The 12,631-nt window shown below is 38.5% G+C and carries 8 protein-coding genes and 1 pseudogene; 3 read left to right on the forward strand and 6 right to left on the reverse strand.

Going from position 1 to position 12,631, the window contains the following annotated elements; translation table 11 throughout:
* Positions 1-101 precede the first annotated feature (101 nt).
* The 3 genes and pseudogenes from VLZ86_RS16290 to VLZ86_RS04455 all read right to left on the reverse strand — a co-directional run.
* Positions 102-194: pseudogene (locus tag VLZ86_RS16290) on the reverse strand (hypothetical protein); the annotation flags it as partial.
* Complete coding sequence (locus VLZ86_RS04450; protein WP_325449151.1) at positions 158-3,097, reverse strand: DEAD/DEAH box helicase; 2,940 nt, start codon at positions 3,095-3,097, stop codon at positions 158-160. The gene VLZ86_RS04450 and the pseudogene VLZ86_RS16290, both read right to left, overlap by 37 nt.
* On the reverse strand, positions 3,094-3,480 hold the full coding sequence (locus VLZ86_RS04455; RefSeq protein WP_325449152.1) for a (deoxy)nucleoside triphosphate pyrophosphohydrolase: 387 nt from the start codon (positions 3,478-3,480) through the stop codon (positions 3,094-3,096). Before VLZ86_RS04455 ends, VLZ86_RS04450 begins: the two co-directional genes overlap by 4 nt.
* Positions 3,481-3,711: 231 nt before the next feature.
* Between VLZ86_RS04455 and VLZ86_RS04460 the strand changes: the two genes are divergently transcribed.
* The gene (locus VLZ86_RS04460; protein WP_325449154.1) at positions 3,712-3,858 is read left to right on the forward strand and encodes a hypothetical protein; all 147 of its coding nucleotides are present in this window, start codon (positions 3,712-3,714) and stop codon (positions 3,856-3,858) included.
* Here the strand turns inward: VLZ86_RS04460 and VLZ86_RS04465 are convergent.
* Together VLZ86_RS04465 and polA are read right to left on the reverse strand one after the other, a co-directional pair.
* The gene (locus VLZ86_RS04465) at positions 3,855-4,247 is read right to left on the reverse strand and encodes a (deoxy)nucleoside triphosphate pyrophosphohydrolase (RefSeq protein WP_325449156.1); all 393 of its coding nucleotides are present in this window, start codon (positions 4,245-4,247) and stop codon (positions 3,855-3,857) included. The genes VLZ86_RS04460 and VLZ86_RS04465 overlap by 4 nt on opposite strands.
* Positions 4,248-4,875: 628 nt before the next feature.
* Positions 4,876-7,758, reverse strand: a complete 2,883-nt coding sequence (polA, locus tag VLZ86_RS04470) for a DNA polymerase I (RefSeq protein ID WP_325449158.1) — start codon at positions 7,756-7,758, stop codon at positions 4,876-4,878.
* A 274-nt stretch (positions 7,759-8,032) separates the two neighbouring features.
* On the opposite strand from polA, the gene VLZ86_RS04475 reads away from it, so the two are divergent.
* Positions 8,033-8,971 (forward strand): isoaspartyl peptidase/L-asparaginase, encoded by a 939-nt coding sequence (locus tag VLZ86_RS04475; RefSeq protein ID WP_325449160.1) that lies wholly within the window; start codon positions 8,033-8,035, stop codon positions 8,969-8,971.
* Positions 8,972-9,264: 293 nt separating this feature from the next.
* Here VLZ86_RS04475 and VLZ86_RS04480 read toward each other — a convergent pair whose 3' ends face one another.
* Positions 9,265-10,122 (reverse strand): cyanophycinase, encoded by an 858-nt coding sequence (locus VLZ86_RS04480; RefSeq protein WP_325449162.1) that lies wholly within the window; start codon positions 10,120-10,122, stop codon positions 9,265-9,267.
* A 183-nt stretch (positions 10,123-10,305) separates the two neighbouring features.
* On the opposite strand from VLZ86_RS04480, the gene cphA reads away from it, so the two are divergent.
* Positions 10,306-12,631: cyanophycin synthetase (gene cphA / locus VLZ86_RS04485; protein WP_325449165.1), on the forward strand; the 2,326-nt coding region annotated here is incomplete at its 3' end.

Consider the following 12,631-nt stretch of genomic DNA (forward strand, 5'->3'; position numbering starts at 1 on the left):
TCTGATAAAGAGACGGCTAAAATCTTAAAAGGTTCAGAAATTCCATACCAAGAAGCCAGTTCAAGTGGTGCAACCAGTACATCATTTAAAGAGGCTGCCTCATCTTTAGTCACTTTCACATCCATGATAATACGGTTATCAGGTGTAATCTGTGGAGTTACTTCCAGAGATAAAGCAGCCTCTTTAAATGATGACTAGCAGAATTTTGAGTTTGCCAATGGAATAATAATTCATTTACAGCATAATCATCATACATTGTTGTTGGCGAAAAGTTTTCTTCAGATTTAATAAGGTTGATGAATAAAATTTCTGTGTTTAAATCTTTGTTTTCGGCAGTTCCTTCTCTATTTGAAGATTTCTTTTTGAAAGTACTGAACTTAAAGGCAGCTAAAATTTGATCTCTAGTATATCGACTATGGAGTTTTAACGGTTGTTGGTAAGGGAGGTCAATTGGTATTTCTTTAAAGTTTATGTTTTCAATTAATAACTCTAAGACTTCTTTTATTTCTTCAACTAATACTTTATTGGCTCCAATCTTTTTTATACTATTTTCTAAAGAATCAAAACCTCCTTCATCCTGCCAAACATCGTAATGTAACATTAAGAGCATTGGTTTTTCAATTTTATTAAATTTAGAAATATCTATATTGAAATCTTGTTGTGCGATTTTTAAAATGAATGAAAAATAACTCAATGAATTTGTGGAAAGCCATTTTTTTGAAATAGTCGAAACTATTTCTTTTTCATTTTTCGAATCGAAATCATTTAGTTTTCCCGCAATTTGGCACAGACGTTTCCAGCTTCCTCTTTTATAAATTGATTGTAAAGGAATATTGTACAACTTGCTGAAATTTCCGATTGTTAATGGTAAGTGAGTATCGTGCTGAAATTGTTGAATTCTTTGAATAATTCTTCTCCTATTAAGTAAAGTTGCTGAAGTTATATTTTTGAGAATGGTGTCTTTTGCTTTTTTCTCTAGAATAATTGAGCAGCCTAATGGTAAGTGAGGAAAATTGTCCTCTACTTCTTTGGCGACCGTAGTATTTGTTTTGCCAATTAATGCTCTAAATTTATTTTCGAAATTATATTCAGAGTGGGAATTTCCAACAAAATCTAAAACTGTTAAAGAGTCTTTTTCCTCGTAAAGCCTGAGCCCTCTTCCGAGTTGTTGTAAAAATACGGTTAAACTTTCTGTTGGTCTTAAGAATAGTAATGTGTCTATTTGCGGAATGTCGATACCTTCATTAAAAATGTCAACAACAAACAAATAGTTGATTTCCTTTTTTTCTAGACTTTGACGAATTGCAAGACGGTCATTGCTATTATTGCTTGTTAAATAATCTGCTTTTAATCCAGCTAAAGTGAATTTTTCAGCCATGTATTTGGCATGTTCCATAGAGACACAATATCCTAAGGCTCTGACGTCATGGATGTCTTTTGTGTATTTCTCTAAAGCATCAATTATTTCTCTAACTCGTCTATCACTTTCAGTGTAAATGTTAGTCAATTCGCTTGGTAAATATTTTCCCCTTACCCAACTCACATTGGATAAATCTATACTATCTGTAATCCCGAAATATTGAAAAGGACAAAGTAGCTTTCTATTCATTGCTTCAGGAAGCCTGATTTCTGCAGCGATTCTGTTGTCAAAGTCTTCCAGAATATCGCCACCATCCATTCTTTCAGGGGTCGCTGTAAGACCAAGAAGAATTTTAGGTTGAAAATAATTGATTATTGCCCTATAGCTGTTTGCTGTTTGATGGTGACATTCATCAATAATTATATAATCGTAATAATCAGGTGATAAATTAGCGTTTTCAAGCTGATTGTTTAATGATTGAACAGAAGCAAAAACAAATTCAAAATTATCTGGAACCATTCCGTCAACCCACAATTCGCCAATATTATTGTTTCTTAAAACGCCTTGGAATGTTGAAAGTGATTTTTGTAATATTTCTTTTCTATGTGCTAGGAAAAGTAGTTTTGAAGATTTGTTTTCTTGTTTGAAACGTTTGTAATCGAATGCAGAAATAACAGTTTTCCCAGTCCCTGTAGCTGCAACGACAAGATTTCTGTATCTGTTATGAACTGTTCTTTCTACTTCTAGTTTTTCTAGCACCTCATTTTGATAAGGAAAAGGTTTGATGTCGAAAAATGCAGCAGTATTTTCATAAGGCTTGCTAAATTTACTTTGTTTTAAAGCATCTATTAATTTCTCGTGATGTATTGAATCATCAAACAGCTCAAAGTCATCACTTTCCCAATAAGCGTCAAATGTTTTCTGGAATTTACTAATGATGTGGCTGACTTCTTTGGTGGTTACTTTTAAATTCCATTCCAAGCCATCCGTTAATGCAGACCTAGAGAAATTAGAGGAGCCGATATAAGCTGTGTGAAATCCTGAATCTCTATAAAATAAATATGCTTTAGCATGTAATCTTTCGTTTCCGGTATTATAAGATATTTTGACCTCTGTATTTTGAAGACTGGCTAATAGTTTTATTGCTTTATAGTCAGAAGCCCCCATGTAAGTAGTAGTGATGACTTTTAGTTTTCCACCTCGTTCTGTGAATTCTCGTAATTCTTTTTCAAGAATTATAATTCCTTTGAATTTAATAAAGGAGACTAGAAAATTTATTTCATTAGACGATAGAATTTCTTTTTTTAATTCACTTTCTAAAGATAATCCGGCATTTCCACCTGTAAATAGTTCGCTTTGCGTTAATCTGGTATAAGGGGTTATTTCTTTTAAATGAAGGTCTAAGTTTGAAAAATGGACATCCGTTTTAGAGAATACAGCTTTTAGTATTTCTCCTTCAACGTTTATTAAGTCATCTAGAAACTCTTGTTTATTAAGCTCTTCTTTTAGAAATCTAATTATTTTGTTAGCAATTTCAATTTGATGTTCTACTTTGTTTTCACCTTTAATAAGTTGAAAAGCATGATTAAGGGTTTTTGATAAATGACTAGAGAGAATTTGTGAAGCTTCTTCTTTGTCGATTAGATTTTTCTTTAAAAAGAATTTATCGTTATCAATCTCTTTTATTTTATTAGAGACTAGTTGCGTTACTAGCTCCTCATAGATGCCTTGATTCATAGTTCAGTAAATTCTTTTAAAATAGGTAAATCCGCCTCCGCCCAATCTAAAGTGTATAATTCATCCATCTCTAAAAAAACATGGTCAGAATGTTCTTTTAATAATAAATCACCAGAAACATATTCCGCAATAAACGGTATCAAATTTATTTTAAGAGTGGGATATTGATGAAGAATGGGAGTTAGTTTTCCTTTTATTTTTATATGAATATTCAATTCTTCTAAAATTTCACGTTTTATACATTCTACTTCATTTTCACCATCCTCAATTTTCCCACCGGGAAATTCCCATTTTAAAGGTAGTTTCATGGTTTCACTTCTTTGAACGGCCAGTATCTTATTTTCAAAATATATAATTGCACACGTGACAGGTATGGTTTTCAAGGATAGTTAATTTAATTTTTATTCAATAATTTTCATAAATATAATAATCAATATCAACTTAACTCTGATTTTATCTTTAAGATAATAACGGACATTTAGTATTCCCTCTCAATCCCCAAAACATTCCCTAAATTAGCCCTTATGAAATGAGCATGCTAAATACTTTATTAAGCATGAGAATGGTTGATTGCGAATTGCATGTAACCATTGAAAAACATTAAAAATAAATACATGAAATCATACACACTTGCCATTGCTGGCTGCGGAAAACTGGCCCATATTGTTGTAGAGGCTTTATTGAAAGACTTATTGCCAAACTATAAACCGCTTGATGGCTATTCCCGAACCTTGGAAAAAGTTGAAGGTGTCATCATCTAAATCGTTATAGAATTATATTCCCTAATTACAGGCACATCCGCCTCCGCCCAATCCAAATTACACAACTCATGTTTCTCACATAAAACATAATCAGCATGCTCCTTCAATTTTAAATCGCCAGACACATAATCCGCCACAAAAGGTATCAAATTAATTTTAAAATCAGGATAGGTATGAATGACTGGAGTAAGGCGTTCTTTTACCTCAATGTGTATGTTTAATTCTTCAAAGACTTCGCGTTTAACGCAATCAATGTCAGATTCACCTGGTTCAATCTTGCCACCGGCAAATTCCCATTTTAAAGGAAGTTTCATTTGTGCACTTTTTTGAACGGCTAATACTTTAGTCCCAAAATGAATTAGTGCACAAGTGACAGGTATTGTTTTCAACAGACTTTGACTTTAATGTGAAATGAGCGTTTGGGAGAAAGATTCTAGTTGTTTATTAGCCGAAGGAATCAATTTCAAAGGCTCTAGTCCAACGAGTTTTCTGAATATCATATTTTTTGTTTTTCTAATTTAAATCTACGTTCTACACCTCCATCTAAGAGTTAGTAGATTTGTGTTATTAAATTTGATGGGTACTTCCAATCAAAAGTTATTAAGGGTGAATATTTCGTTATAACTGTGCGTTAGGGATTACGAATCCAATTTTATTTTATTAATGGGAATTCGTGATGCCGCTTCGTTAAATTGCAGTGGAAAGCCCACAGCGAGGCAAGAGCGAGGACTTGCAACGGATAGCCCGACCCTTTTCAGGTAACGCCCAAAAACTAAACTTAATCTATTTAAATTTTTGACAAAAATTTCAGAAATTTTTATAAATTCATTCGTTCCTAGATAATACCGTCGTAAATTATTGACTATAAATTTTACCAATGTATCAGTGGTTTAGTCTGTTGTTAATAAATCAAATAATTCAAAACTTAATTTTAATGATTACCTCTTGTATTTATAAACATTCTAGTCTTGATTCTTGATTCTAAAAGCGAAGCGGTCTATGTTCTATTTTAATATTTTAATGCGCCTCCAACCAATCCTGCCCCACGCCCAAATCCACTACCAAAGGCACCGCTAGTTCATAAGCACTTTCCATTTCAGATTTGACCATTTTTTTGATGTCTTCCAACTCAGGTTTATACACATCAAACACCAATTCATCATGCACTTGCAGGAGCATTTTAGTTTTAAACTTTTCGTCAACCAGTTTTTTGTGGATGTTGATCATCGCCACTTTGATAATATCCGCGGCACTTCCTTGGATGGGTGCGTTCACGGCATTACGTTCCGCCGCGCCTCTCACGACAGCGTTTCTGGAATTGATATCCTTTAAATAACGGCGACGGCCTAAAACGGTCTGCACGTAGCCGTTTTCTCGTGCAATTTCAATTTGATCACTAATATAATTACGCAGTTTTGGATAGGTGGCATAGTAGGTATCGATCAGGTCTTTGGCTTCACTGCGGGATAAATCGGTTTGATTGCTCAATCCAAATGCTGAGACCCCGTAGATGATCCCGAAATTGACTGTTTTGGCATTGCTACGTTGCTCACGGGTTACTTCTGCCAACGGCACGCCAAATACTTTTGAAGCGGTAGAAGCGTGAATATCCTCACCGTTCTTAAAGGCATTGATCATGTTGTCTTCTTCACTCAACGCTGCGATAATACGCAATTCGATTTGGGAATAATCCGCTGCCAATAACACATAATTCTCGTCTCTTGGCACAAAGGCCTTACGTACTTGACGTCCGCGTTCTGTACGGATGGGAATGTTTTGAAGATTCGGGTTGTTGCTGCTCAAGCGCCCTGTTGCCGCCACGGTTTGCATATAATCGGTATGGACTCTGCCTGTGGTTGGTTCTACCTGAGTTGGCAACGCATCCACATAGGTGCTTTTCAGTTTTGCCAGGCCACGATAATCCAAAATATGCTGAATAATGGCATGGTCTTTCGCTAAATAGGATAAAATTTCTTCACCAGTAGCGTATTGACCGGTTTTGGTCTTTTTAGGTTTGTCGACCAATTTAAGCTTGTCAAATAAAATATCACCCAACTGTTTTGGCGAGGCAATGTTGAATTCTTCACCCGCTTCCTTAAAAATATTGGCTTCCAAGGTTTTGATGTCATTATCTAACTTTTCGGATAACGAATTCAGGAATTTCTCATCCAAATTGATGCCTTCCAATTCCATATCGGCAAGGACGCGCAGTAGCGGAATTTCAATCTCATCAAATAATTTTTGGGTATTGGCTTCGCCCAGTTCCTTTTCAAAATGCTCTTTAAGCTGCAAGGTGATATCGGCATCTTCAACAGCATATTCGGTTTGTTTTTCTAACGAAACCGTGCGCATGGACAGTTGGTTCTTGCCTTTTTTACCAATCAATGCTTCAATGGGCATTGGCGTATAATTGAGATAGGTTTCTGCCAAGATATCCATATTATGGCGCATGTCAGGATTGATGAGGTAGTGGGCCAACATGGTATCAAACAATTTACCTTTGACCTGAATATTGTATTTATGAAGCACTTTAATATCATATTTTAGATTCTGCCCCACTTTTTCAATGGTTTCAGCCTCAAAAAACGGACGTAGTTCTTCAATCAGATTTTGAGCTTCCTCTTTATCTTCCGGAAACGGTATATAAAATCCTTTTCCAACTTCCCATGAAAATGCAATCCCGACCAATTCTGCAGTAATCGGATCCAAGCCGGTGGTTTCGGTATCAAAACACACACTGGATTGTTTCATCAGATTTTGAATGAACAGTTTGGTCGCCATCCCGCTCGCAACACTTTGATAGAAGTGGGAGGTGGTTGCCGCTGTTTTGCGAGTAAACTCTGAAACTGTTTCCGCTTGGTCGTTGTTTTCAGATGGCGTGGCGCCAAATAAAGAAAATTGTCCAGATCCTGCTGATCCTTTGGGTTCGGTAGGAGCTTTGCCTGCAGTTGTATTTTGTGAATTTCCAGCACCCGCAACTTTGTTGTGTTCAGTGCCTCCGTTGGCCATCGCTTCTGGAGTAAAGGTTTTCAGGAAGTTATCGGTGAGACGTCTGAACTCCAATTCCTGGAAAATGTTTGTGACGGCTTCAAAATCGGGCTCGGACATTTCAAAGTCGGTTTCACAAAATTCTACAGGCACATCCAACATGATGGTGGCCAGCGTTTTGGAGAGCATTCCCAATTCCTTATTGGCTTCAATGTTTTCTTTCATTTTCCCTTTTAGCTCATGCGTATTAGCTAAAAGATTTTCCATGCTCCCGAACTGCTTGATGAATTTCTTTGCGGTTTTTTCGCCAACTCCTGGTAAACCTGGAATATTGTCTGATGAATCGCCCATCATCCCTAAAAAATCTATGACTTGAAGTGGGGTTTCAACTTCAAATCTTTTCTTAACTTCTTCAATTCCCCAGGTTTCATAGCCACCGCCAAAAGATTTTGGTCGGTACATAAACACGTTTTCTGTAACCAATTGAGCAAAATCCTTATCTGGTGTAACCATATAGGTGGTATAACCTTGCGCTTCTGCTTGTCTGGAAAGGGTTCCGATCACGTCATCTGCTTCATAGCCTTCCTTGACCATTATAGGAATGTGCATGGCCTTGAGAATATTGTAAATATGTGGAATTGCCGTTCTAATGCCTTCAGGTGTTTCATCCCGATTGGTCTTATAAGCTTCAAACATTTCCACCCGATCCACACTCCCGCCTTTGTCAAAACACACTGCTAAATGATCTGGGCGTTCCCTTTTGATAACGTCCAACAAAGAGTTCATAAACCCCATAATGGCTGAGGTGTCCTCTCCTTTAGAATTGATTTGTGGGTTCTTGATAAAGGCATAATAACCTCTAAAAATTAAGGCGTAGGCATCGACTAAAAACAGTCGTTTTTTTTCTGACATGGATTTGTTTTTTTGAAGATCATAAAATTACAAAAGATAATTTGATTTGGGCGTTGGGATGTGCTTATTATGAAATTGGATGGGTGTTACACAGAGTTTCGCAGAGTTACATGGAGGAACACAGAGAGTCTATTTTTTATCTGCGTGGATTTGTGGGACTTATCACTTCGGCAGAAGGGTCTGCGGAATACACCAAAAAGAATCCTCAGCCCATGAAAAATATTTAAAATCAAAGCGTATTTTTGAGGATGACGATCAGCAATAGAAAATAGAAATGAAGAATAGGAAATATAGCATTGCCATTCATGGTGGTGCAGGTACTTTAGTGAAGGGATTAATGACCGCCGAGTTGGAAGCTGCTTATAAATCTGCTTTGGAAACGGCGCTCACTGCAGGTTATTCGGTTTTGGAATCTGGCGGTACGGCACTTGATGCGGTTGAAACGGCGGTTAAATTATTGGAGGACACCCCACTTTTTAATGCGGGGAAAGGTTCTGTTTTTACCGCTGAAGGCACACATGAAATGGATGCTGCCATTATGGACGGGCAAAATCTCAAAGCTGGAGCGGTGTCTCTAATTACCGGGATTAGAAATCCTGTGGCCTTGGCACGTGATGTTATGGACAAAAGCTATCATGTGTTTCTGGCGGGTGAAGGCGCCATGGCCTTCGCCAAAAGTAATGGTTATGAGATTTTGGATCCCGAATATTTTTATGATGAAGTGCGTTATCAACAGTGGCAAGGCATTAAAGACAGCGATAGTTTTCAATTGGACCACAGCGTCAAAAAAGACGGAAAATTTGGAACCGTTGGTGCGGTGGCGTGTGATCAAAATGGGAATACAGCAGCGGCAACATCGACAGGTGGGATGACCAATAAAAAATGGGGCCGTGTTGGCGATAGTCCGATGATTGGAGCGGGGACTTATGCCAATAATAGCACTTGCGCGGTAAGTTGCACTGGAAGTGGTGAATATTTTATCAGAGGGGTAGTGGCTTACGATGTGTCATGCCTAATGGAATACAAAGGATGGTCATTGCAAGAAGCTGCAGATGAAGTCATCAATCATCGTATTCTTAAAATAGGAGGTGACGGCGGATTGATAGCTGTTGATGCTAATGGAAATATTGCGATGCCGTTCAATACGGAAGGGATGTATCGTGGTTTTAGAACTTCGGATGGGGAGAGGGAGATTTCTATTTATAGGGATTAGACATTAGGAATTAGTGGTTATTCAGGTAGAGGTGAGAGGTAAATTGTCGAATTAAAACTTCTGTGTAATTAATTTCTCGCCCCGTAGACGAAAAACTATGTCTTAATGGGTTGCAACAGATCATTACTCTCCGTGAATCTCTGTGTAATCTCCTCGGTTCTCCGTGAAATCACAAAAGCAAATCCGTGACAATCCGTGAAATCTGTGTGTAAAAAACCATACAAATTCCTAAATCAGTGTCACCTGCCTGAGCGGACGGGCAGGTCCGTGTTCCATTAAAGCATAATAGCTCTCTATATAAAATCAGCCTCAATCGGTAAAACGCTTACCATGCGTTCATCAATATAATACCTGTCGCCATTAGAAAGCACATGAACGGTTAAATTCGCAATAGTCATAGGTGTGCCGTCGTCCAATACCTTCTCTTTGTTATGGGAGATTCTGCTTCCATCAAAAATAATCACCATTCCGGACCCGATGACCAGACATTTCCCATTTTTAATGATCAAACCCGTATCCTCAGCCAATCCGACACCTAAAAGTTTTGGAAATTTAGCTACCGCACCAGAGACACGTCCAAACCGACCACGTTGAATAAAATGGGTATCAATTATAAGCTCTTTAATAAAGCCCAAGCCCTTATACATAGTTACGGCGCCTTTTACAAAAGCTTCCGCAGCTTTTCCGCCAGCTATCATTTCTTTGCCCATAGCCATAGCACCTGCACTGGTGCCGGCAATAACAAAACCGACTTCGTTTTGAAACCGCTCTAACATGATTTTATGGATCGTAGTACCGCCAATTTTATTGGTGATTTTTGATTGGTCGCCTCCAGAAAACATGATGCAGTTGGCAGCTTTTATTAAATCTATAGAACTTTGCTTTTCGGAATCTTCCTTGCTTCTTATGTCTAAAACAATCACATTCTCACAGCCTAATGCGGTGAAGGCCGAAAGATAATTTTCGCCTACTTCCTCTGGAATGCTTGATGCCGTAGTAATGACAACAATATTGGCGTATTTTCCACCAGCTTGTTGTTTGACGTGGTATAAAATACCTTCATCAATAAATTCCAGGGTGTGCTTTTCGCTTTCATTTTTTCCTTTATCTTCATTTCCACCAATGGGAATCAATGTTCCTTTTACTGTCATTTTAAATACTTATGATTAGCAATTCGCTAAATTAAACTTATTTAATAAAAAATAATTCTATATTTAGGAAATGTACAAAAAGAAAAACTCAAAAGAAGTGAGTTGAGGATTTCCTTTGTCGTACGTGAATTGATTGATCCTTTTTGCAAATATCAAGTTTAACCACCAAAACCCTAAAAATTCATGAAAATACGCGAGATTAATGCCATGCGAGGTCCCAATTATTGGTCCGTAAGACGCCATAAATTAATAGTAATGGTTCTTGATCTTGAGGAAATGGAGGAGCGTCCATCCAATAAAATAGAAGGGTTCAAGGACCGTTTGGAAGCTATGTTCCCCACAATGTATGAGCATCGCTGTTCTGTTGGAACCGCAGGTGGTTTTTTTCAACGGGTGGAAGAAGGCACTTGGATGGGGCATGTTATTGAGCATATTGCCTTAGAAGTGCAAACCTTAGCCGGAATGGATGTTGGTTTCGGTCGCACTAGGGGCTATGGTGAAGAAGGCGTTTATAACGTGGTCTTTGCATATATGGAAGAGTCCGTAGGACGGTATGCAGCAAAAATTTCAGTCGCCATTTGCGAAGCGCTAATTTCAGGAGAATCTTATGATATGACCGATGACATCCAACGCATGCGCGAATTGCGAGAAGCAGAACGTTTGGGTCCAAGTACAGGGTCTATTGTGGAAGAGGCTGTTTCGCGTGGCATTCCGTGGATTCGTTTGAATAAATATTCCTTATGTCAATTGGGTTATGGTTCCAATCAAAAACGCATTCAAGCTACCGTTACTAGTGAAACCAGCAGTATTGGTGTGGAATTGGCCTGTGATAAAGAGGATACCAAATACCTCTTAGAGCAAGCAGAAGTGCAAACGCCACGCGGTGATATTATTAGAAGAGAAAGCAGTGTTGAAGAGGCATGCAACTATGTAGGGTTTCCGTTAGTCGTGAAACCTGTGGATGGAAATCATGGCCGCGGCATTACCGTGAATATTCAAAATGTTGAAGATGCTTTGGTAGCTTTTAGAATTGCTAAGGAAAGTTCTAAAAATGGTGCAGTTATCCTTGAGAAATATATACTAGGTGAGGATTACCGTTTATTGGTCATCAATAATGTCTTGGTTGCAGCAGCCAAGAGAACACCTGCAAATGTCATAGGTAATGGCAGTTCTACCATACAGGAACTCATAGATGAGGTTAATAGGGACCCACGTCGTGGTTATGGCCATGAAAATGTATTGACACAAATTAGCGTCAATGATTTGACCATAGGTCTCATTACGGCAAGTGGATACACTTTGGACAGCGTTCTTAAGAAAGATGAGCGTCTGATATTGAAGGATACTGCCAATTTAAGTACTGGAGGTACTGCGGAAGATGTGACCGATATCGTGCATCCCGCCAACGTATTTATGGTAGAGCGTATTTCTAAAATAATTGATTTGGATATTTGTGGCATAGATATCATGACCACAGATATCAGCAAGCCCCTTGAAGAAACTGGAGGTGCAGTGTTGGAAGTCAATGCGGGTCCGGGATTCAGAATGCACTTGGCACCTACTTCAGGATTACCACGGAACGTGGCCGCGCACGTGATTGATAAATTGTTCCCACATGGTGTAACCGGTAGAATTCCTATAGTTGCAGTTACTGGAACGAATGGAAAAACTACAACCACGCGACTTATTGCACATATGGCAAAAATGAAAGGTCTCAAAGTGGGCTATACGACGAGTGATGGCATTTATATCCAAAACAGGTTGCTGATGAAAGGCGACTGTACTGGCCCCGCAAGTGCAGAGTTTGTACTGAAAGACCCAACCGTCAATTTTGCAGTTTTGGAAAGTGCTAGGGGCGGACTTTTGAGAGCAGGATTAGGATTTCATAATTGTGATATTGGAATTGTCACTAATGTAGCCGCCGATCATTTGGGTCTAAAAGGAATTCATACCATAGAGCAACTCGCCAAAGTAAAAGGTGTCATTCCTGAAACAGTTTCGTCAGATGGCTATGCCATTTTAAACGCTGATGACGATTTGGTATACGAAATGCGACGTACAGTCAACTGTAATGTGGCGCTGTTTTCGATGGATGAGAACAACCCAAGGATCAAGGCGATGCAAAAGTTAGGTGGTCTTACTGCAGTATATGAAAACGGATTTATTACGGTGTGCCGTGGCGAATGGAAAATGCGTATCATTAAAGCGGTAAATGTGCCGTTAACTTATGGAGGACGCGCCACCTTTATGATCCAAAATGTTCTACCTGCTGTCCTTACAGCCTATATCCAAAAATTCACCATAGATGAAATGAAAGTTGCCCTGGAGACCTTTATTCCTTCTCCGGCACAAACTCCTGGACGACTCAATTTATTTCAGTTTAAAAATTTTCAGGTGTTGTTGGACTACGCCCACAATCCGGCAGGAATGAGAGCTCTGCAAAAGTTTATCGAGAATATTGATGCGAGTGTGAAAGTTGGAATCATTGCCGGTGTTGGTGACAGGCGAG

The organism is Gelidibacter sp., from assembly GCF_035515035.1.
In the GTDB taxonomy this organism is placed as follows: domain Bacteria; phylum Bacteroidota; class Bacteroidia; order Flavobacteriales; family Flavobacteriaceae; genus Gelidibacter.

Coding starts and splice junctions, on each gene's coding strand:
- polA (WP_325449158.1), bottom strand. CDS start 7,758: ATGTCAGAAAAAAAACGACTGTTTTTAGTCGATGCCTACGCCTTAATT.
- VLZ86_RS04475 (WP_325449160.1), top strand. CDS start 8,033: ATGAAGAATAGGAAATATAGCATTGCCATTCATGGTGGTGCAGGTACT.
- VLZ86_RS04480 (WP_325449162.1), bottom strand. CDS start 10,122: ATGACAGTAAAAGGAACATTGATTCCCATTGGTGGAAATGAAGATAAA.
- VLZ86_RS04460 (WP_325449154.1), top strand. CDS start 3,712: ATGAAATCATACACACTTGCCATTGCTGGCTGCGGAAAACTGGCCCAT.
- VLZ86_RS04450 (WP_325449151.1), bottom strand. CDS start 3,097: ATGAATCAAGGCATCTATGAGGAGCTAGTAACGCAACTAGTCTCTAAT.